We start from the raw sequence: 19,718 nt of genomic DNA, 5'->3' as shown, positions 1-19,718 counted from the left end.
TGAATCAAAGCTGCCCGGAGAAGGCCCGTTGCTGCAAAGATCGAGCAAGACAGGTCGCTTCGAACATTTGCTTTAGAGCTTTTCGTCGAAAACGTTGGACCTCGGCTCTGGCCGCAGCAAATCTCTCGATCTCAGGTTCTGGCGGCACTGGCACCGGAGCCTGCCGGAGATCGCCGATATTTATTCCGCGGACAGCCACTCCTTTCGTGCGCTGCGCCATCCAGTGGACCATCGCAGGTGTCTCCAATGCGGCCGCAACATACGACCCGGCGGCCCCGGCTATACGGAGGCGCGCGGAGTCCTGGGTGATGTTCGCACCGTCGAGAGAGGGTGGCACAACTCCTAGCCGGCCAACATGGCCGCGTATGGATATCACGAGATCGCCTGAAGCGACCGTCGACCGGCGGTACGAGTCCGCGATCTTCGCACTGGTCCGACGTATGGAGCCCGTCAATATCTCATTGTCCCGGATGTCGACAACGCGAATGTATGGAACACCGTCGGGTTCGTCGGGCCCAGGTTTCAGAATTCCATAGGTGATCGGGGATCGAGGGTCGACCCAGTCTTTGAGCTCACGCACGGAGTACCCCAGCATGTTTCGAACGGGGTCACCGAACATTTGATCGAAGATTGCTCCCGCTAGTCCGTCTGCAGCGGATTTTGCCCGACTCCAAGAGCGGACCACCGACTCGGCCTTGTCCAGGATCACCGCAAGCCGCCGCTGCTCATCGAGCGGCGGGAGCGGCAGGACCAGACCAAGAAGAGCGTTAGGGCTCAACCGAGGAAGGTTGGCTCCCGCCGATTGGGATGCCGACCAGGCGACGACCTCTGGTTGCCTCATGTAGTGGGTCAGGTAGCCGGCATCCAATCGGTTGCCGACCCGAATGGGCAGGATATCTGTACTGCACACACCGGAATAGTTGGGCCGAGCAATCTTAGCCAAGTTCGGCCTCAGTTTGCCGAAAAGGACGTGCGGTGCGTCGAAACGAAATTTATTGCTAGTTACCTGCGCTTCTCCGATGGATCGGCGCCCGATCAGCCGCCCGCCTCGCTCGATGTCCTCAAGGCCCACATAAGGAGTCGAGGGATCGAGGGTGGTCGGATCTGCACTGACTCGGTCTATGGCAGCAACCTCACCGAGGGATACGACCGGCCAATTCACGACAGTATGGCCTTCAGCTCCGCCAGGCCCTGTTGGATCTCCTTCTCCATCTGCTCCAGCTCGGCGATGATCTCCAGCGGGTCGCGGTACTCGACCTCCTCGTGGACGACCTCCTTGTAGCGGTTCAGGGAGAGGTCGTAGCCCTGGGCGACGATGTCGGCCTTGGTCACGGTGAAGCTCTGCTCGGTGCGGGCACGCTCGCGTTCGCTGTCGCGCTCGGCCCAGCGGGCCAGGGCGTCCGGCAGGTCGTTCGCCATCGTCGGGTTCCGCTTGTCGTCGAGGGTGAAGCCGTCGGCGCGCACGTCGTAGAACCAGACATCCTCGGTGCCGCCCGAGTCGGTGCGGGTGAAGAAGAGGATCGCCGTCGACACCCCGGCGTACGGCTTGAACACACCACTGGGCAGCTTCACCACGCCGTCCAGCTTCTGGTCCTCGACCAGCATCCGGCGCAACGCCTTGTGCGCCGTCGACGACCCGAACAGCACGCCGTCGGGCACGATCACCGCCGCGCGGCCACCGGGCTTGAGCAGCCTGAGGAACAGCGCCATGAACAGCAACTCGGTCTTGCGGGTCTTCACGACCTTCTGCAGATCCTTGGCCACCGTCTCGGCATCCAGGCTGCCGGCGAACGGCGGGTTCGCCAGGATCAACGAGTACCTGCCCTCGTCACCGCTGGCGCCCTCGCTCAACGAGTCGCGATAGCGGATGTCGGGCTGCTCGACCCCGTGCAGCAGCATGTTCATGCTGCCGATGCGCAGCATCGTCGAGTCAAAGTCGTAGCCGTGGAACATCTCGTGGTGGAACTGCCGACTGGCGCCGGCGTCGTGGAAGAGCCCCGCATGCTCACGGCGCAGGTACTCCCCCGCCGCCACCAGAAATCCGGCCGTCCCGCAGGCCGGGTCGCAGATGGTATCGCCCGGCTTGGGCGCCGTCATCGCGACCATCAGCTCGATGATGTGCCGCGGCGTCCGGAACTGGCCGTTGTGCCCGGCCGTGGCGATCTTGCCCAGCATGTACTCGTACAGATCGCCATTGGTGTCCCGGTCCTCCATCGGCAGCTCGTCGAGCATGTCGACCACCCGGGCCAGCAGCGCGGGCGTGGGAATGGTGAACCGGGCATCCCGCATGTGGTGCGCGTAGGTGGAGTCGTCGCCACCAAGCCGCTGCAGGAACGGGAACACACCCTGCGCGACCAGCGCATGCATGACGCCGGGCTCCTCGTTCTTGAGGTACTGCCAGCGCAGGTTCTGCTCGTCCGGGCCGAACACCGGGTTCTGCACCGGCTTGCCGGTGAGCTTCGCCCGCGCCTCGGCGTTGGTCTGCAGGTTGTCCAGCCTGCGGATGAACAGCAGGTAGGTGATCTGCTCGATCACCTCCAGCGGGTTCGAGATCCCGCCGGACCAGAACGAGTCCCACACCCGGTCGATCGTGGACTTGACCGACCCCTGGAGCACCGTCACCGACCGACCGTAACCGGCACTCACCGGCGCCTGCGCCACCACCCACCGCGGCGTGGCGGTTGCTGCGCGTCCACCTGCTCGGGCTCGGCGGGGGGCGGCCGGTGCGCCCGCCACTCGGCCACCCGCTCCTCCTCGTCGTGCATGCGGACCACCAGCGGCGGCCCGTCCAGCGGTTGCCGCCAGGCGGCGGCCACCCGGGCGTTGAACTCGCGGACGGCGGCGCGCACCCGGTCCTCGCTGGTGAGGCCGGCCAGCCGGCCGGGCAGGTCGTCGCGCTCGCGGCCCAGCGCCAGGGACGGCGGCAGGAACGAGGCGTCGGGCTCCTGCCGGCGGGCCCAGGCCATCGCCCAGGCGTAGGTGTCCTCGGGCCCGTCGCGCCGCGGGAGGGGCTTGCCGGCACCGGGCAGGTCGGCGAAGTCACCCCGCTCGTCCGCCGTCCGGATCTGGTGCTCGACCCAGGTCTCGAACGCCATGCCCTCGGGCTTGCGCTGCGTCACCCCGCCGATCGTCCCAGCCTCAGGCGGGCGCGACCACCGCGCGGTCGACGATCTCGGTGACCGCGGTGCTGGCGGGGAGGGTGCCCAGCACGCTGCCCCGGTCACCGGCCAGCCGGGTGGCGCAGAAGGCGTCGGCCACCGCACCCGGGGCGTGTTGCAGCAGCAGCGAGCCCTGCAGGCACAGCGCCAGCTGGCCGGCCACCCGCCGGGCGCGGAACGCCAGGTCGGCGGGGTCGGCGAGCTCGGCGCGCAGGCCGGCGACCGCGGCGTCGAACCGGTCGTCGGCCCCGGTCGCGGCCTCGACCTCGGCCAGCACGGCGGCCACCGAGGCGGAGTCGCGCTCCATCGCCCGCAGCACGTCGAGGGCGATGACGTTGCCGCTGCCCTCCCAGATCGAGTTCAGCGGCGCCTGCCGGTAGAGCCGGGGCAGCACCGACTCCTCGACGTACCCGTTGCCGCCGAGCACCTCGAGGGCCTCGGCCACCACGGCCGGCGTGCGCTTGCAGACGAAGAACTTGGCGGCCGCGCCGGCCAGCCGCAGGAAGTCTGCCTCGCCGGCGTCCTGCGCGGCGGCCAGCCGGATCGCCAGCGCGGTGGCGGCCTCGCTCTCCACCGCGACGTCGGCCAGCACGTTCTGCATGAGCGGCTGGTCGACCAGCAGCGCACCGAACGCCGACCGGTGCCGGGCGTGGTGCAGGGCCTGGGTCAGCGCCGCGCGGACCGTGGCGGCCGAGCCCAGCACGCAGTCCAGCCGGGTGGTGGTGACCATGTCGAGGATGGCCCGCACCCCGCGGCCGGGCTCCCCGACCAGCCAGCCCACCGTCCGGTCGAACTCGACCTCCGAGGAGGCGTTGGCACGGTCGCCCAGCTTGTCCTTGAGGCGCTGCAACCGGAACACGTTGCGCTCGCCGTCGGGCAGCATGCGCGGCACCAGGAAGCAGGAGACGCCCTCCTCGGTCTGCGCCAGCACCAGGAACAGGTCGCTCATCGGCGCCGACGTGAACCACTTGTGCCCGGTGAGGTGATAGGTGCCGTCGATGCGGGCGACCGCGCGGGTGGTCCCGGCCCGCACGTCGGAACCGCCCTGCTTCTCGGTCATGCCCATCCCGGCGACCAGGCCGGCCTTGGTGCGCGGGTCGGCCAGGCCGAACTCGTAGGACGTCGAGGTCAGCCCGGGCTCGAAGACCACGGCGAGCTCGGGTGCCCGGCGCAGCGCGGGGACGACGGCGTAGGTCATCGTCACCGGGCAGCCGTGGCCGGCCTCCACCTGCGTCCAGCCCAGGTAGCCGACCGCACGGCGCACGTGCGCGTGGGCGTCGCCGGCCGCGGCCAGAGCCCACGGGGTGCCGGCCAGCCCGTGGCCCACGGCGGCGCTCATCAGCTCGTGCCAGGACGGGTGGAACTCGACCTCGTCGATGCGGTGCCCGGTGCGGTCGTGGGTGCGCAGCACCGGGGGGTTCTCGTTCGCCTGCCGGCCCCACTCGGCGGCCTGGTCGCTGCCGGCCAGCGCGCCGAGGTCCTCCAGCGAGTCCAGGGTCAGCTCGTCGGCGTGCCGCAGGCACGCCTCGACCAGCGCGGTGTCCCCGCCGACCGGGTCGTGCCCGACCAGCGGCGGCACCTGGTTGGTCACCGTGTGGGTCGCGTGCACCCCGTGACCCTACGGCCCGGCCCGACGGCCGGCGGCGGTCGAGCCGGGTCAGGGACGGACCAGCCGCTGCAGCGCGAAGGCGGCCAGCGGCACGTAGCCCACGACCGGCAGGAGCGGCCCGGACACCCGCAGGCCGGTCGTCGTCCCGCCGTCGGGCCCGGGACGCACCCAGTGCACGAGGACCAGCGTGCCCGGGCCGATGTCGACCGACCAGGTCCACTCCCGGGCCGCGTCGTCCACGGCGTCGACGACGAAGGGCGCCCGGAGCCCGAGCGGGCCCACGACCCGGCCGGTGACGCCCGGGTCGATGCGCACGGCGTCGGTCTCCACGCCCCGGATCTGCGGCGACCAGTCCGACCACTTGGCCGGGTGCAGGTAGCGGTCCCACGCCTCGTCGGGGTGGACGCTTCCGGTGGCGTGCAGCCGCAGCGAGCTCATGCCGCCCCCCATATCCAGGTGGGTTCCACGTGGAACGTGATCAGGCCGGTGGGCCGCCGAGCAGCAGCGCGCGGAGCAGGTGCATGCCGACGGTGACGGTGCGCCCGCGGAACGCGGCCCGGTCGCCGGGGACGACCAGCGAGCGGGTCACCACCCCCTCGGGACCCACGGCGCACAGGTGCACCGTCCCGACAGGCTTGTCGGGGCTGCCGCCGCCCGGGCCGGCGATGCCGGTGACCCCGATGCCGACGTCGGCGCCCAGCCGCGCGCGGGCGCCGTCGGCGAGCTGCCGGGCCACCTCGGGGCTGACCGCACCGACCGTCGCGAGGGTCTCGGCCGACACCCCCAGCAGCTGCTCCTTGGCGCTCTTGGCGTAGGAGACGATGCCGCCCGGCACCCACGCCGAGGCCCCGGGACGGTCGATGAGCCGGGCCACCAGCTGCCCGCCGGTGCACGACTCGGCCGTGGCGACGGTGAGCGACCGCTCCTCCAGCGCGCCGGCGACCAGGGTGTCGACGTCGGGGCCCTCGCTGAACAGGGTGGCCGCGTAGTCGGCACGCACCGCGTCGACCAGGTGCCCGTAGGCGCCGGCCGCGTCGGGGGCGTAGCGGGTGACGATCTCGAGCTCGCCGTCGCGCAGGCAGGTGGTGATCTCCAGGCCGGTGAGCTGGTCCTCGACCCGGCGCAGCGTGGCCGCCAGCTCCGACTCGGGGGTGCCCCACAGCCGCAGGGTGTCCTGCCGCAGCTCGACCGCGCGGTCCAGCACGGCGCGGACCGGCGCCGCCTCGAGCGCGGCCGGCCACATCGCCTGCAGCTCGCTGGGCGGCCCGGGCAGGACGACGACCGGCGGTCCGTCACCCTCGGCCGGCGGGACGACGAGACCCGGCGCGGTGCCCACCGGCTCCAGCACGACGGCGCCGTGCGGCACCCGGGCCTGCTTGCGGGTGCCGGCCTCGGTGGCGGCCGGGTCGACCCGCCACCCCCGACGGGCCATCAGGCGCTCGACGATCGCGGCGATGCGCCCGGCCAGCTCCTCGTCGACGGCCGACGGGCGGCCGCAGAAGTCACCGACCACCTCGGCGGTCAGGTCGTCGGCGGTGGGCCCGAGCCCGCCCGAGGTGAGCACCAGGTCGTTGGTCGACGAGAGGTGGGACAACGCCGAGCGCAGGTCCTCGGGCCGGTCGCCGACGACGACCACCTGACCGACGTCCAGCCCCCGCCGGCGCAGCTGCTCGGCCAGCCACGGACCGTTGCGGTCGGTGACCCGGCCGGTCAGGACCTCGGTGCCGGTGACGACGATCCCTGCGCGTGCTCCCACGGATCCGACAGTAGGCGCCGCTACGGTGGCCCGCGTGAGCCAGCCGCCGTACCCCCCGCAGCCCTCGGCCGAGAACGTCCCCGGCCGCCAGCCGGAGCCGCCGTACGACCCGGCCCACCCGCCGCACGCCACCGAGCCGGCCTACGACCCGGCGTACCCGCCGCAGCCGACCGGGCCGATGGAGGGCGCCTTCCCGGCCCCGCCGCCGCTGCCGGGCCCGGAGGTCTCGACCGGCCCGCGCGTGGGCGCGCGGCCACGGGGCCCGCGCGGTCCGCGGGACCGCAGCACCGCCGACCGGGCCGCCCTCACCGCGAGCGTGGTCGGCGTGGTCGGGCTCGTGCTCCTGCTCCTCGGGCTGTCGCTGGCCCCAGTCTCCGGTGCCGCCTCCGCGTGGACCGCCCTCCCCGCGTGGGCGGTCTTCGCCACGCTGGCCGGGCTGCTCGCCCTGGTCCCGCACGTCCCCAGCCGCGGGGGTCTGGACCGCACCCAGGCCTGGCAGCTGGGTGCCGCCGGCGCCGCCGGGGTCGGCCTGTTCTGGGTGCTGGTGGTCGTGTTCACCGGCGCGGCGGCCAGCAACCGGGGGTTCGTGCTGACCCTGGCCACCGTGCTGCTGGCCGGCGGCGTCTGGCTGGCGCGCCGCCGAGCCTCCTGACGCGCAGGTCGCTCAGCCCGGGCCGCCCCGGCCGTTCCCGTTCCCGCCGGCGTTGCCGTTCCCCGCGTTGCCGTTGCCGTTGCCGTTCCCGTTGCCCGGGTTGCCGCCGCCGTTCCCGGTGCCCGGTCGCGGTCCGGGTCCCGCCGGGGGCTCGACCGCGGTCGGCGCGGGCGCCTGCGGCGCCGGGGCCACGGTGTTGACCTGGGTCACCGGCGCCGGTGGCTGCGCCGGAGCCTCGGTCGGAGCCTCGGTCGGCGCCTCGGTCGTGGGGACGGCGGCCGAGGCGTAGCGCACGGTGACCGAGCTGCCGGCGGTCAGTGGCGTACCGGTGGGGTCCACCGCGGTCACCAGCCCGGCGCCGGTCCCGTCGCCGACGACCTCCTCGGGGACCACCGCGAGCCCGAGCGCGGTCAGCTCCGCGGTCACCTCCTCGAGCGGGCGGCCCACGTAGTCCGCGCCGTCGAGGACGACGGGAGCGGGGGTCGCCACCCCCTCGGTCGAGCCGCTCGCCGAGCCGCTGGTGGCGGCCGAGGCCGTGGCGCCCCCGGGCGCGGTGGAGCCGCCGAGCCCCAGCAGCGCCGCCGTACCGCCACCCACCAGCAGCAGCGCGGCGAGGACGCCGGCCGGCACCAGCCCTCGCCGACGCCGGGTCGCACCCGTGGTCGCCGTCCCCGCCGTGGCCACCGAGCCGGTGGGGACCGCGGCGGCCGAGGCGGCCGTCGCGCCGTCGCCGCCGGCCCCGGCGGCGGTGGTGGGCACGAGGCCGGGGTCGAGCAGCGCGGTGACCCCGGCCGGTGGCACCAGGTCCAGCAGCTCGGTGGGTTCCTCGCCGGCGCCGGGACGGGCCCGGGCCGCCGCGGCGACCACGGCGTCCCCGTCGGGCAGCCGCGCGGCGGCGTCCTTGACCAGCATCGCGGCCACCAGCTCGCGCACCGGCGCCGGTACGGAGTCCGGGAGCTGCTCGGGTTCGTCCCGGATCTGGCGCAGCGCCACCGCGACCGAGCTGGCGCCCTCGAAGGCGCGACGGCCGGCGAGCAGCTCGTAGGCGACCATGCCGAGCGCGTAGACGTCGCTGGCGGGGGTGGCCGCCTCGCCGCGCGCCTGCTCCGGCGACAGGTAGTGCGCGGTGCCGATGACCTGCCCGGTGCGGGTGAGCGCGACGCTCTCGGCCGACCACGAGATGCCGAAGTCGGTGACCGCGACCGACCCGTCGGGCCGCAGCAGCAGGTTCGCCGGCTTCACGTCGCGGTGCACGACCCCCATCTCGTGCGCCGCACCCAGCCCGGCGGCGGCCTGGGCCACCACCTCGACCACCTGCTCCGGCGGCAGTGCCCCCAGCCGCCGGCGCACGGCGGCCAGCGACTCGCCGAGCACCAGCTCCATCACCAGGTAGGCCAGGGCCTCGCCGTCGGCGGCGGTGGTCTCCCCGTAGTCGTACACCGCGACCACGTTGCGGTGGGCCAGCAGCGCGGCGTGCCGGGCCTCGGCCCGGAAGCGGCCGAGGAACTCGGACTCGCCCGCGTACTCGCTGCGCAGCACCTTCACGGCGACCGGCCGGCCCAGCCGCTGGTCGTGGCCGCGCCACACCTGGCCCATGCCGCCGGAGCCCACACGGGAGCGCAGCTCGTACCGACCACCGAGGACCTGCATCGCCGTGGACATCGGCGACCATGGTGCCTGGCCGAGGCAGCCGCGGCGATCCGGTGTCAGGAACCCGCCGCCCAGGGATCGAGAAGGGGCACCCCTAGCGGGGCGAAGTCGGCCGTGTTGCGGGTGACCACCACGAAGTCCGCCACGGCAGCCGTCGCCGCGATGAGGGCGTCCCGCTCCGGCCGTGGATCGGGGACGCGCATCGAGGCGGCGCGTCGGACGACCGGCACGTCGACCGGCAGCACGCGCCCGCCGAACGCCGGCAGCAGTCCGTCCTCCAGCCACCGGCGCAGCACAGCTCCCCGGTCCGGGTCCCGGCGTGCGACCCGCTCCACGCCGATCTCGACCCCGAGCACGGTGATCGCGCTGATGAAGAGGTTGTGCGCCACCTGCCCGCGCGCCCACGCCTGCACCCGGGCGTCCATGCGCCGGGTCGACTTTGCGCAGTTCGCCGACGACGTCCGTGTCCAGCAGGTAGGTCACAGGTCGGGGACCCTGAGGTCGATGGTGGCCCGGCCCGGCTCGAGGTCGACGTCGTCGTCCGCGCTCAGCAGGTCGACGATGTCCCGCCCGCCGCCCACAACTGCTCGTAGGTCTCGATGGACAGCAGCACGTGCGACGGCCGGCCACGGTCGGTGATGACCACCGGCGCACGACCAGCGGCGCGCTTGGCGGCGCTGACGTCCTGGTTGAACTCTCGAGCCGTGATGATCGCCATGACACCTCCCGATCAGTACCTACGTACCTACACGGGGACCACCTGTCAGGCGGAGGAACTCCGACGCCACCGATCGCCGTCCCCGGCTGGTGGGGCGTCCGACCAGCGGTGCACTCCTAGAACGCCTGCCCGGCGACATCGGTCAGCCGGGCAGGCCCCGGACCGCTGCGTCCAACTCGGCCACGAGCCGGGCCGGCCGCGACCGCCCGCCCGGTGCGGCCGGGTAGCGCAGCAGCACCGCACGCACCCGGGGGCCCGCGCGCCCGGCCAGGTCCGCGACCCCGGCACCCGAGCCGGTCAGCTCGGCCACCCGCGCTGCGCACGCAGCCGACCGCAGGACGTGCCCCACCTGGGTCGCCTGCGCGAGGGGGTGCAGGTAGGCCGCGGCCGCTGCGTCTCCGCACGCCTGCGCGCCGAGCCGGGCGACCTCGGTGGGGGCCGCCTCCGCGGCCCGGTGGGCGGCGAAGGCCGCCGTCCGCTGCGCAACGGTGCGCGGGCCGCCCCCGGCGAACGTCCGCGCCGCGGCGAGCGCCTCCCGCGGTCGGACGTCGTCGGGCACCGCGTCCTCGAACCCGGGCAGCACGAGGTCGGCGCAGTCGGCGGCGAACGCCACCACCGCCCGGATGTCGTCCAGGGTCAGGTCCACGGCGGCGACCATCAGGCGAACAGGCCCGAGCCCCACCAGTCGTCGGGGCCGGACAGGCCCGGCGGGCAGGCGAAGACCCCTGAGGACGTGTGCTTGACGTACTCATTCATCTTGTCGGTGCGCAGGTTGCGCTGCACCTGCACGAACCCGGTGGCCGGGTCGGACTGGTAGCAGAGGAAGAACAGCCCGGCGTCCAGCCGCCCCAGCCCGTCGGACCCGTCGACGAAGCTGTACCCGCGCCGCAGGATCGCCGTCCCGGCGTTGCTGGGGTGGGCCAGGGCCACGTGTGAGGTCGGCGGCAGCGCGCCCAGGTCGACGGGGTCGAACTCCTCGGTGGCGCCGATCGGGGCACCGCTGCCCTTGGTGCGGCCGATGGTGTCCTGCTGGTCGCGCAGGTTCTGCCGGTCCCAGACCTCGATCAGCATGCGGATGCGGCGGCTCACCAGGTAGGAACCGCCGTCCATCCAGGTACCGGTGCCCGAGACCCAGACGAACCGGTCGAGCGCCTGCGGCTGGTCGGCCTTGAGGTTGTCGGTGCCGTCCTTGAACCCGAACAGGTTGCGCGGGGTGGACTGGTCCGACGTCGTCGACGACGTCCGGCCGAACCCCAGCTGCGACCACCGGACGCCGACCACCCCCTGGCCGATGCGGGCCAGGTTGCGCACCGCGTGGACGGCGACCTGCGGGTCGTCGGCGCACGCCTGGACGCAGAGGTCACCGCCGCTGATCTCCGGCCGCAGCTCCTCACCGGCGAAGGCGGGCAGCTCGACCAGCTCGGCCGGCTGCCGGTCGGCCAGGCCGAACCGGTCGACGCCGTCGGCGGTGCGGAAGAGCGTGGGTCCGAACCCGATGGTCAGCGTCAACCCGGCCGGGGGCAGGCCGATGGCCTCGCCGGTGTCGTCCGGCGGGGCGTACTCGTTGCCGGTCACCGCGCCGACCGGGCCGGCGTCCTCACCGCGGGTCATCCGGCGGGCCGCCTCGGTCCAGGCCTGCAGCATCCGCACCAGGGTCGCGCGGTCGTCGGTGGTGACGTCGAAGGCGACGAAGTGCAGCCGGTCCTGGGCCGGGGTGGTGATGCCCGCCTGGTGGGTGCCCTCGAAGGGCACCGCCCCACCGGTGGTCGACCCGGCCGCGGCGCCGCCCTCGACCGCCGACGCCGCTCGGCCGGCCGCGACGCCACCGGCTCCGAGGGCGACGACACCGGCCGCGCCGACGCCGGCCGCGCCGAAGAAGTCGCGTCGGGAGAGCTTCATGACCCCACTGTCCCCGATCAGCCCGCGACGACGGCGGGCACCTGGCTGACCTGGGCCGCGAGGGCGTTGAGCGAGTCCGACAGCCCCTGCACCTGGGCGGGGGTCAGGGCCGTGTAGAGCACGAACCCGTCACCGGCGGCGAACTGCGCGAGCTCGGCCTGGGTGGCGGCGAAGGCCTCGTCGAGCGCGGTGGCCAGGTCGGGGTCGGCCTCGGCGATGACCGGGCGCAGCGAGGTGATCGCGGCCTGGGAGCCGTCGAGGTTGGCCTGGAAGTCCCAGAGGTCGGTGTGGGAGTAGCGGTCCTCCTCGCCGGTGATCTTGCTGCTCGCGATCTCGTCGAGCAGCCCGAGCGCACCGTTGGCCAGGTCCAGGGGCTGCAGCTCGAGCGACTGCACCCGGGTGGCCAGGTCGTCGACGTCGGACAGGAGCTGGTCGGCCACCGGGCCCGACTGCGACAGGTCACCGGTGGCCCACAGGTCGCGCTCGAGCACGTGGAAGCCGGTCCAGGCGTCGCCCTCCTCCACGTCGTTCTCGCGGGCGTCGATCTTGGGGTCGAGGTCGCCGAAGCTCTCGGCCACGGGCTCGATGCGCTCGTAGTACGTCCGGGTCTCGGGGTAGAGCGCCTGCGCCTGCGCGACGTCGCCGGCCTGCACCGCGGCGACGAAGGCCTGGGTCTGCTCCTGCAGCGCGGTGACCTGGCTGGTCACGTAGCGGGTGTAGTCGGTGACCGCGGCCTGCAGCGCCTCGTCGTCGGAGAGCTGTTCGGCCTCACCGGTCACGGTGAGGGCGTTGCGGATGCCGTCGCCGGTCATGCCCGGCTTGCACGCGGTCTGGTAGTCCCCGGCCGGCAGCTCCACCAGCAACGAGCGGGCCACCCCGGGCGCGATGTTCTCGACCTCGCCCATGATCCGGTCGCCCTCGGCGTAGACGTAGAACTCGGTGATCGAGCTGCCGTTGTTGGTCACGGTGAACTCGTGGGTGCCGGCCTCGAGCTCCGTGGCGTCGACCTCGCAGCTCGTGTCGCTGGCGGCCACCGCGATGTCGTCGGAGGCCTCACCCCCGCCGCTGCCGGCGTCGGCCCCGCCGCCGCAGGCGGCCAGCAGGGCGAGGGAGGCGGCTCCAGCCGCGACGAGGGCGGTCCTGCGGGTACTACGCGTGCGCATCGACGTGCTCCGTGGTCTTCGACGGGGTGGTGGTCCGGGCCGAGCGACCCGGGAGGAGGAAGAGCACCAGCACCGGGACGAGGTAGGCCAGGTAGGCCACGACCTCGAGCACGGTCGGCTGGGCCGAGATGTGGAACACGCCGTCGAGCACCGCGCCGTACCAGCTGCCCGGCTGCAGCCACGCGGACGCGTCGTAGGCGTAGGTGGTCAGGCCGGGCAGGACGCCGGCCTCCTGGAAGTCGTGGACGCCGTACTTGAAGATGCCGGCGGCCACGAGCACCAGCAGGACCCCGCTGACGGTGAAGAACCGCGACAGGTCGATGCGCACGGCACCGGCGTAGAGCAGCCCGCCGAGGACGACGGCGCTGGCGAGCCCGGCGGCCAGCCCGACCAGCGGGGTGGCGCTCACCGCGCCCTGGGCGGAGGCGAAGAACAGCAGGGTGGTCTCGAGGCCCTCGCGGACCACCGAGGCGAACGCGATGCCCACCACGGCGCCGAGCCCGAGGCCCACGGCGTCGTCGAGCTTGCCGCGCAGCTCGCCCGACAGCTGCCGGGCGGTGCGCCGCATCCAGAAGATCATCCAGGTGACGAGCGCGACGGCGACCACGGAGGTGATCGCGTCGAAGAGCTCCTGACCCGGCCCACCGAGCACGGTGGACGAGACGTAGGACAGCACCGCGCCGAACCCGATCGACAGGACGACGGCGGCCGCCACCCCACCCCAGACCGGCAGCAGGTGCTGGCGGCGGCCGGTCTTGACCAGGTAGGCGACCAGCACGCTGACGACGAGGACCATCTCCAGGCCCTCGCGCAGCCCGATCAGGTAGCTGGGGAAGAACAGCGCACCCACGGCAGCCTCCGACGGACGGGAACCCCCGGCCGACCGGCTGAGGGCAGGCATACCTTAGGCCCAGCCCGGCGGTACGAATAGAGGCCCCAGGGAGTTCCCAGCTGGCTGGGGACTCCCCGGGGCCCCGGGTGCGGCCCCCGCGCACGTCACGGGGGCCGTTCCCTCAGCTCACCTCAGTGCTCGACCTCGAACCGGTCGTTGTCCATGACCTTGGTCCACGCGTCGGCGAAGTCCTGCGCGAACTGCTCGGCGGCGTCGTCGGAGGAGTAGACCTCGACGATCCCGCGCAGGATGGCGTTGGAGTTGAAGACCAGGTCGGCGGCGGTGGCGGTGTGCACCACGGAGCCGTCGGCGGCCAGGCCCTCGTAGACGTCCTCGGCGTCGCGCGAGGTCCGCCACTGGATGCCGAGGTCCAGGATCGTCCGGAAGAAGTCCTGGCTCAGCACGCCCACCCGGTCGGTGAACACGCCGTGCTGCACGCCGCCGGTGTTGGCACCCAGCACCCGCAGGCCGCCGACCAGCACGGTCATCTCCTTGGCGGTCAGGCCCAGGGTGAAGGCCTTGTCAACCAGCAGCTGCTCGGGCTGCAGCTTGCTGCCCGGCAGCAGGTAGCTGCGGAACCCGTCGGCGCGGGGCTCGAGCCACCGGAAGTTCTCCGGGTCGGTCTGCTCCTGCGTGGCGTCGGTGCGGCCGGGGGTGAAGCCCACGGTCACCGGGACCCCGGCGTCGGCGGCGGCCTTCTCCACCGCGGCGGTGCCGGCGAGCACCACCAGGTCGGCGAAGGAGACGCGCTTGCCGGTCTCGGCCTCGAAGTCGGCCTTGACCTGCTCGATCGCCGGGATGACCTCGTCGACACCGGCGTTGGCCGCCCAGCCGCGCTGCGGCTCGAGCCGGATGCGACCGCCGTTGGCGCCACCGCGCTTGTCGGTGTCGCGGTAGGACGCCGCCGCCGACCAGGCCAGGTGCACCAGCTGGGAGACGGTCGGGCCGGCGGCCAGCAGCCGCTGCTTCAGGTCGGCGACCTCGGCCTCGCCCACCAGCTCGTGGTCGACGGCCGGCACCGGGTCCTGCCAGACGAGCTCCTCGGTCGGGACGTCGGGGCCCAGGTAGCGGGAGACCGGGCCCATGTCGCGGTGCAGCAGCTTGAACCAGGCGCGGGCGTAGGCGTCGGCGAAGTACTCCGGGTCCTCGTAGAACTTCTTCGAGATCTCGCGGAAACCGGGGTCGCGGACGAGGGCCATGTCGGTGGTGGCCATCATCGGCGGGTTCTTCTTGCCCTCGATGTGCGCGTCGGCGACGAGCTCCTGCGCCTCGGGGTTGGTCGGGTGCCACTGCTTGGCCCCGGCCGGGCTCTCGCCGAGCTCCCAGTCGTAGGAGAACAGCATCTCGAAGTAGGTGTTGTCCCACGTCGTGGGCGTGGGGGTCCAGGCTCCCTCGAGACCACTGGTGATGGTGTCGGCGCCCTTGCCGGTGCCGAACTCGTTCTTCCAGCCCAGGCCGTTGCCGTGCACCGGGCAGCCGTTCGGCTCGGGCCCGACGAGCTCGGGGTTGCCGGCGCCGTGGGTCTTGCCGAAGGTGTGCCCGCCGGCGATGAGGGCGACGGTCTCCTCGTCGTTCATGCCCATGCGGCTGAAGGTGACCCGGATGTCGTGCGCCGAGCCCACCGGGTCGGGCTTGCCCTGCGGACCCTCGGGGTTGACGTAGATCAGGCCCATCGTGACGGCGGCGAGGTGACCCTCGTCCAGGTCGAGCGGGGTGCTCGCATCGGCGTACCGCTCGTCGCCGAGCCAGGTGTCCTCGGGGCCCCAGAAGACCTCGCTGGGCTGCCACTGGTCCTTGCGGCCGAAGGCGAAGCCGAAGGTCTTCAGGCCCATGTCGTCGTGGGCGACGTTGCCGGCGAGCACGAGCAGGTCGGCCCAGGAGATCTTGCGGCCGTACTTCTGCTTGATCGGCAGCAGCAGGCGGCGCGCCTTGTCCAGGTTGGCGTTGTCGGGCCAGCTGTTGAGCGGGGCGAAGCGCTGCCCGCCCTCGCCACCGCCGCCGCGCCCGTCGGCGCTGCGGTAGGTGCCCGCCGCGTGCCAGGACATGCGGATGAACAGCGGGCCGTAGTGGCCCCAGTCGGCCGGCCACCACTCCTGCGAGGTGTGCATGACCTCGACGACGTCGCGCTTGAGCGCCTCGACGTCGAGCTTCGCGAACTCCGCGGCGTAGTCGAAGTCGGGGCCCAGCGGGTCGTTGGCGGCGGCGGAGCGGTCGAGCACCCGGAGGTCGACCTGGTTGGGCCACCAGTCCTGCTCGGTGCGGGGGCGCCCGCCGTGGACCGGCTCGGGCGACTTGATCGCCGGGTTCTCGCTCTCGCTGGTGCTGGCCGAGTTCGCCTTGGCGACCTCGGTCTGGTCGTAGTCCTCGGCCGGGACCGTGGACTTGTCGTGCTCGCTCATCGCGTGCCTCTCTCTGCTGGGCTGTCGAGGGTGGGCAGGACGGTGGGTGCCGCGTGGCATGCGCGGCACAGACCCCAGTAGATGACCTCGGCCTCGTCGACGACGAAGCCGCGGTTGTCCGACGGGGTCAGACAGGGGGCCGCGCCGACCGAGCAGTCGACGTCGGCGATGGCGCCGCACGAGCGGCAGACCAGGTGGTGGTGGTTGTCGCCCACCCGCACCTCGTAGCGGGCGACCGAGCCCTGCGGCTCGATGCGGCGCACGAGGCCGGTGCCGGTCAGCACGCGCAGCACGTCGTAGACGGCCTGGTGGGAGACCTCGGGGTGCTGTCGACGGACCAGCCGCAGCACCTCGTCGGTGGTGGCGTGCGCGTGCTCGCGCAGCGCCCCCAGGACGGCCAGCCGCGGCCGGGTGACCCGGAGCGCGGCGCCCCGCAGGGCCTGCTCCAGCTCCGGCGTCTGCGTCACGTCGTCCACCCTGCCGTGCAATCTTGAACGAGTCAAATGAACGGTGGGGGTCCACTGGCCGGGAGATGAACTTGCCCGGTCGCCGTCCGTCCGATTACCTGACCGGACGGTCAGCAACCAGTCGAGGAGTGACGATGGTGTCCGAGGTCTACCTGGTCGACGGGGTGCGCACCCCCCAGGGCAAGTACGGCGGCGCACTGGCCGGCGTCCGCCCCGACGACCTGGCCGCGCTGGTGGTCGGGGAGGCCCTGCGCCGGTCGGGTGCGCCCGCCGACGCCGTCGAGGAGGTCGTGCTCGGGGCGGCCAACCAGGCCGGCGAGGACAACCGCGACGTCGCCCGCATGGCCGTGCTGCTGGCCGGCCTGCCCGACACCGTGCCCGGCTACACCACCAACCGGCTGTGCGCCTCGGGCCTGACCGCCACCGCCTCGGCCGCCGCGGCCATCCGGGCCGGCGAGCTGGACCTGGCCATCGCCGGCGGGGTGGAGTCCATGACCCGCGCCCCCTGGGTGATGGCCAAGCCCGGCACGCCCTGGGCCCGCCCCGGCGAGGTCGTGGACACCTCGCTGGGCTGGCGGTTCGTCAACCCCACCTTCGCCGCGCACGACCGCGCCGTCGAGCACCCCGAGGACCCCCGCACCCGCAAGATCACCCTCTCGATGGGCGAGACCGCCGAGGAGATCGCGGCGCTGGACGGGCTGACCCGCGACGAGTGCGACGCCTTCGCGGTGCGCAGCCACACCCGCGCCGTCGCCGCCGCCGAGGCCGGCCGCTTCGACGCCGAGATCGTGCCGGTCGACGTCGTCGGCAAGAAGGAGACCGTCACCGTCACCCGCGACGAGGGCCCGCGGCCGGGTTCCTCCACCGAGTCGCTGGCCAAGCTCAAGCCGGTGTTCCGGAAGAACGGCATCGTCACGGCCGGCAACAGCTCCCCGCTGTCCGACGGCGCCGCCGCGCTGGTGCTGGCCTCCGCCGAGGCCGTCGAGCGGCACGGCCTCACCCCCCGCGCCCGCGTGGTCGTCTCCGCCTCCGCCGGCGTCGCCCCCAACGTGATGGGCCTGGGCCCGGTGCCGGCCACCGAGAAGGCGCTGGCCAAGGCCGGGTGGGGCGTCGCCGACCTCGACGCCGTCGAGCTCAACGAGGCCTTCGCCGCCCAGTCCCTCGGGGTGCTGCGCCGGCTGGGCATCGACGAGGAGATCGTCAACTCCGACGGCGGCGCCATCGCCCTGGGCCACCCGCTGGGGTGCTCGGGCGCCCGCATCCTGGTGACGCTCATGGGCCGGCTCGAGCGCGAGGGCGGCCGCCGCGGGCTGGCCACCTTGTGCGTGGGCGTGGGCCAGGGTGTCTCGATGCTGGTCGAGCGCGTCTGATGGCCCGCACCGTCGGGGTCGTCGGGGGTGGGCGCATGGGCGGCGGCATCGCCCAGGGGCTGCTCGGCACCGGGGCGCACGTGCACGTCGTGGAGGCCGGCAGCGAGGCGGCGCAGGCCGCGCAGGACCGCATCGTCGCCGGGCTCGAGGAGGCCGCCCGCCGCGGCAAGCTCGAGGGGTCCGTCGCCGACGCCGCCGCCCGGCTGCACATGGTCGACACCCCGGCGCAGCTGCCCGGCGACTGCGAGCTGGTGGTCGAGGCGGTGCCCGAGGTGCCGGCGCTGAAGATCGAGGTGCTGCGCGCGGTCGAGGGCGTGCTCGCCCCCGACGCGGTGCTGGCCACCAACACCAGCTCGCTGTCGGTCACCGAGCTGGCCGCCGCGCTCGACCGGCCGGCCCGCTTCGTCGGCATGCACTTCTTCAACCCGGTGCCCTCGTCCAAGCTGGTCGAGGTCGTGGTCGCCGCCGAGACCGCCGACGACGTCGTGGCCACTGCCCGGCGGTGGGCCGACGAGCTGGGCAAGACCGGCATCGTCGTCCGCGACTCCCCCGGGTTCGCCTCCTCCCGGCTGGGGGTGCTGCTGGGCCTGGAGGCCATCCGCATGCTCGAGGAGGGCGTGGCCGACGCCGAGGCCATCGACACCGCGATGGAGCTGGGCTACCGGCACCCCATGGGCCCGCTGCGCTCGACCGACCTGGTCGGCCTCGACGTGCGGCTGGCCGTCGCGGAGTACCTGACCTCCACGCTGGGCGACCGGTTCACCCCACCGCAGCTGCTGCGTGACAAGGTGGCCGCCGGGGACCTGGGCCGCAAGACCGGTCGCGGGTTCCACGACTACGGCTGAGGAGACGACGATGTCCGTGCAGCGCACCGACGACGGTGGCGTGGCGACGCTGATTCTGCCCGCCCCCGGGCTCACCCACGAGATCCGGCTGTCGATGATCGACGAGCTGCGGGCCGTGGCGATCGACGAGTCGGTGCGGGCGGTGGTCATCACCGGCACGGGCACGGCGTTCTGCGTCGGCCAGGACCTCGCCCAGCACGTCGCGGAGATCCGCGACGGCAAGCCGGCGCTCGACGTCGTCGTCACCGAGTACAACCCGATGGTGCTGGCCCTGGCCGCTGTCCCCGTGCCGGTCGTCGTGGCCGTCAACGGGGCGTGCGCGGGCGCCGGGCTCGGGCTGGCGCTGGGCGGCGACCTACGGGTCGCGGCCGCCGGCGCCAAGTTCACCACCGCGTTCACGGGGGTGGGCCTGGGCAGCGACTCGGCCCTGGCCTCGCGGCTGGTGCACTGCGTGGGCGGCTCCCGGGCGGCCGAGCTGCTGCTGTTCCCGGCCCCGTTCACCGCCGAGCAGGCCGCGGAGTGGGGTCTGGTGCACCGCGTGGTGCCCGCCGAGGAGGTGCTGACCACCGCACAGGAGCTGGCCGGGCGGCTGGCCGCGGGCCCCACCGCGGCCTACCGCGCGGTCAAGGAGGTGCTGGCCACCGCGGCCACCGACTCCCTGGAGACCACCCTGGCCCACGAGGCGCGGTTGCAGGCCCAGCTCGGCCACACCCACGACCACACCGAGGCCGTCGAGGCCTTCCTCGGCAAGCGCAAGCCCGAGTTCCGGGGCAACTAGCGCAGCACGGCGGGAACCGCGCCCCCACGCGGGTCAGCGGGGCGAGGAGTCCGCGGAGGTGCGCACCTGGCCGTCAGGTGCGCACCGAGGCGGGTCGGTCGACGGCATGACCCTGCGGGAGCGCACCCGGCCAGCGGGTGCGCCGAGGAGCGGGTCAGCAGAGGAGGTCGGCGCAGGCCTCGCAGCTGTCGTCGTCGGCGCCGTCCCAGACCTGCTCGGCGTCGACGCGGGCCAGGGCACCGCAAACGGCCACCTCGCAGGCGCCGTCCAGCTCCGAGGGGCTGCGGTGCAGCTCGACGGCGTGCCAGGTGCCGGTGCTGCGGCCCTGGGCGGCGGCGAGGGTCAACACGAGTTCGCTCATG

Annotated in this window: 20 protein-coding genes; 4 read left to right on the top strand and 16 right to left on the bottom strand. The window is 73.4% G+C overall.

Annotated features, from left to right (window positions below):
* Positions 1–4: 4 nt before the first annotated feature.
* The 6 genes from TEK04_RS08295 to TEK04_RS08270 are packed head-to-tail and all read right to left on the bottom strand — an operon-like array spanning position 5 to position 6,523.
* Positions 5–1,162 carry a restriction endonuclease subunit S gene (locus TEK04_RS08295; protein WP_336403855.1) on the bottom strand — a complete coding sequence of 386 codons (1,158 nt, stop codon included), beginning with the start codon at positions 1,160–1,162 and terminating at the stop codon, positions 5–7.
* Positions 1,159–2,622 carry a type I restriction-modification system subunit M gene (locus TEK04_RS08290; protein WP_336403854.1) on the bottom strand — a complete coding sequence of 488 codons (1,464 nt, stop codon included), beginning with the start codon at positions 2,620–2,622 and terminating at the stop codon, positions 1,159–1,161. The genes TEK04_RS08295 and TEK04_RS08290 overlap by 4 nt, the downstream gene beginning before the upstream one ends.
* Before the next feature lie 20 nt (positions 2,623–2,642).
* Positions 2,643–3,119: a DnaJ family domain-containing protein gene (locus TEK04_RS08285; RefSeq protein WP_336403853.1), complete on the bottom strand. Its 477-nt coding sequence runs from the start codon at positions 3,117–3,119 to the stop codon at positions 2,643–2,645.
* Between the two features lie 19 nt (positions 3,120–3,138).
* Entirely contained in the window at positions 3,139–4,767 is a 1,629-nt protein-coding gene (locus tag TEK04_RS08280; protein ID WP_336403852.1) for an acyl-CoA dehydrogenase family protein, read from the bottom strand.
* 48 nt (positions 4,768–4,815) lie between these two features.
* Positions 4,816–5,205 (bottom strand): SRPBCC family protein, encoded by a 390-nt coding sequence (locus TEK04_RS08275; protein ID WP_336403851.1) that lies wholly within the window; start codon positions 5,203–5,205, stop codon positions 4,816–4,818.
* Positions 5,206–5,245: 40 nt separating this feature from the next.
* Positions 5,246–6,523: a competence/damage-inducible protein A gene (locus TEK04_RS08270; protein ID WP_336403850.1), complete on the bottom strand. Its 1,278-nt coding sequence runs from the start codon at positions 6,521–6,523 to the stop codon at positions 5,246–5,248.
* A gap of 34 nt (positions 6,524–6,557) precedes the next feature.
* Between TEK04_RS08270 and TEK04_RS08265 the strand changes: the two genes are divergently transcribed.
* Positions 6,558–7,175 (top strand): hypothetical protein, encoded by a 618-nt coding sequence (locus tag TEK04_RS08265; RefSeq protein ID WP_336403849.1) that lies wholly within the window; start codon positions 6,558–6,560, stop codon positions 7,173–7,175.
* Between the two features lie 12 nt (positions 7,176–7,187).
* Here the strand turns inward: TEK04_RS08265 and TEK04_RS08260 are convergent, their stop codons facing one another.
* From TEK04_RS08260 to TEK04_RS08220, 9 genes are all read right to left on the bottom strand, one after another.
* Positions 7,188–8,837: a protein kinase domain-containing protein gene (locus tag TEK04_RS08260; RefSeq protein ID WP_336403848.1), complete on the bottom strand. Its 1,650-nt coding sequence runs from the start codon at positions 8,835–8,837 to the stop codon at positions 7,188–7,190.
* A gap of 44 nt (positions 8,838–8,881) precedes the next feature.
* Positions 8,882–9,250 (bottom strand): PIN domain-containing protein, encoded by a 369-nt coding sequence (locus tag TEK04_RS08255; protein WP_336403847.1) that lies wholly within the window; start codon positions 9,248–9,250, stop codon positions 8,882–8,884.
* Positions 9,251–9,372: 122 nt separating this feature from the next.
* On the bottom strand, positions 9,373–9,543 hold the full coding sequence (locus TEK04_RS08250; RefSeq protein ID WP_336403846.1) for a type II toxin-antitoxin system Phd/YefM family antitoxin: 171 nt from the start codon (positions 9,541–9,543) through the stop codon (positions 9,373–9,375).
* Between the two features lie 142 nt (positions 9,544–9,685).
* Positions 9,686–10,189, bottom strand: a complete 504-nt coding sequence (locus TEK04_RS08245) for a putative immunity protein (RefSeq protein WP_336403845.1) — start codon at positions 10,187–10,189, stop codon at positions 9,686–9,688.
* Between the two features lie 11 nt (positions 10,190–10,200).
* Positions 10,201–11,442 (bottom strand): iron uptake transporter deferrochelatase/peroxidase subunit, encoded by a 1,242-nt coding sequence (efeB, locus tag TEK04_RS08240; protein WP_336403844.1) that lies wholly within the window; start codon positions 11,440–11,442, stop codon positions 10,201–10,203.
* A gap of 17 nt (positions 11,443–11,459) precedes the next feature.
* Positions 11,460–12,605, bottom strand: a complete 1,146-nt coding sequence (efeO, locus tag TEK04_RS08235; RefSeq protein ID WP_336403843.1) for an iron uptake system protein EfeO — start codon at positions 12,603–12,605, stop codon at positions 11,460–11,462.
* Entirely contained in the window at positions 12,592–13,455 is an 864-nt protein-coding gene (efeU, locus tag TEK04_RS08230; protein WP_336403842.1) for an iron uptake transporter permease EfeU, read from the bottom strand. Before efeU ends, efeO begins: the two co-directional genes overlap by 14 nt.
* 173 nt (positions 13,456–13,628) lie before the next feature.
* Positions 13,629–15,896, bottom strand: a complete 2,268-nt coding sequence (katG, locus tag TEK04_RS08225) for a catalase/peroxidase HPI (protein WP_336403841.1) — start codon at positions 15,894–15,896, stop codon at positions 13,629–13,631.
* Positions 15,893–16,363: a Fur family transcriptional regulator gene (locus TEK04_RS08220; protein ID WP_336403840.1), complete on the bottom strand. Its 471-nt coding sequence runs from the start codon at positions 16,361–16,363 to the stop codon at positions 15,893–15,895. The genes katG and TEK04_RS08220 overlap by 4 nt, the downstream gene beginning before the upstream one ends.
* A 134-nt stretch (positions 16,364–16,497) precedes the next feature.
* Here TEK04_RS08220 and TEK04_RS08215 point away from each other — a divergent pair, with 134 nt between their 5' ends.
* Genes TEK04_RS08215 through TEK04_RS08205 form a run of 3 tightly spaced genes read left to right on the top strand, consistent with a single transcriptional unit; the run spans position 16,498 to position 19,356 of the window.
* Positions 16,498–17,733 (top strand): thiolase family protein, encoded by a 1,236-nt coding sequence (locus TEK04_RS08215; RefSeq protein ID WP_336403839.1) that lies wholly within the window; start codon positions 16,498–16,500, stop codon positions 17,731–17,733.
* Positions 17,733–18,578, top strand: a complete 846-nt coding sequence (locus tag TEK04_RS08210; protein WP_336403838.1) for a 3-hydroxyacyl-CoA dehydrogenase family protein — start codon at positions 17,733–17,735, stop codon at positions 18,576–18,578. Before TEK04_RS08215 ends, TEK04_RS08210 begins: the two co-directional genes overlap by 1 nt.
* 10 nt (positions 18,579–18,588) lie before the next feature.
* Positions 18,589–19,356 (top strand): enoyl-CoA hydratase-related protein, encoded by a 768-nt coding sequence (locus tag TEK04_RS08205; RefSeq protein ID WP_336403837.1) that lies wholly within the window; start codon positions 18,589–18,591, stop codon positions 19,354–19,356.
* 154 nt (positions 19,357–19,510) lie between these two features.
* Here the strand turns inward: TEK04_RS08205 and TEK04_RS08200 are convergent, their stop codons facing one another.
* Positions 19,511–19,717: a hypothetical protein gene (locus tag TEK04_RS08200; protein ID WP_336403836.1), complete on the bottom strand. Its 207-nt coding sequence runs from the start codon at positions 19,715–19,717 to the stop codon at positions 19,511–19,513.
* Position 19,718 lies beyond the last annotated feature (1 nt).

Origin of the sequence: Klenkia sesuvii (assembly GCF_037083825.1) — a bacterium.
Classification (GTDB): domain Bacteria; phylum Actinomycetota; class Actinomycetes; order Mycobacteriales; family Geodermatophilaceae; genus Klenkia; species Klenkia sesuvii.
The sequence above is the reverse complement of the archived record's forward strand: the minus strand, read 5'-3'. Positions and strand labels throughout refer to the sequence as shown.

Excerpts from the sequence above, each read along its gene's own strand:
- TEK04_RS08210 (WP_336403838.1), top strand. The coding sequence starts at position 17,733 with ATGGCCCGCACCGTCGGGGTCGTCGGGGGTGGGCGCATGGGCGGCGGC.
- efeO (WP_336403843.1), bottom strand. The coding sequence starts at position 12,605 with ATGCGCACGCGTAGTACCCGCAGGACCGCCCTCGTCGCGGCTGGAGCC.
- katG (WP_336403841.1), bottom strand. The coding sequence starts at position 15,896 with ATGAGCGAGCACGACAAGTCCACGGTCCCGGCCGAGGACTACGACCAG.
- TEK04_RS08215 (WP_336403839.1), top strand. The coding sequence starts at position 16,498 with ATGGTGTCCGAGGTCTACCTGGTCGACGGGGTGCGCACCCCCCAGGGC.
- TEK04_RS08205 (WP_336403837.1), top strand. The coding sequence starts at position 18,589 with ATGTCCGTGCAGCGCACCGACGACGGTGGCGTGGCGACGCTGATTCTG.
- TEK04_RS08250 (WP_336403846.1), bottom strand. The coding sequence starts at position 9,543 with ATGGCGATCATCACGGCTCGAGAGTTCAACCAGGACGTCAGCGCCGCC.
- TEK04_RS08255 (WP_336403847.1), bottom strand. The coding sequence starts at position 9,250 with ATGGACGCCCGGGTGCAGGCGTGGGCGCGCGGGCAGGTGGCGCACAAC.
- TEK04_RS08275 (WP_336403851.1), bottom strand. The coding sequence starts at position 5,205 with ATGAGCTCGCTGCGGCTGCACGCCACCGGAAGCGTCCACCCCGACGAG.
- efeB (WP_336403844.1), bottom strand. The coding sequence starts at position 11,442 with ATGAAGCTCTCCCGACGCGACTTCTTCGGCGCGGCCGGCGTCGGCGCG.
- TEK04_RS08200 (WP_336403836.1), bottom strand. The coding sequence starts at position 19,717 with ATGAGCGAACTCGTGTTGACCCTCGCCGCCGCCCAGGGCCGCAGCACC.
- TEK04_RS08260 (WP_336403848.1), bottom strand. The coding sequence starts at position 8,837 with ATGTCCACGGCGATGCAGGTCCTCGGTGGTCGGTACGAGCTGCGCTCC.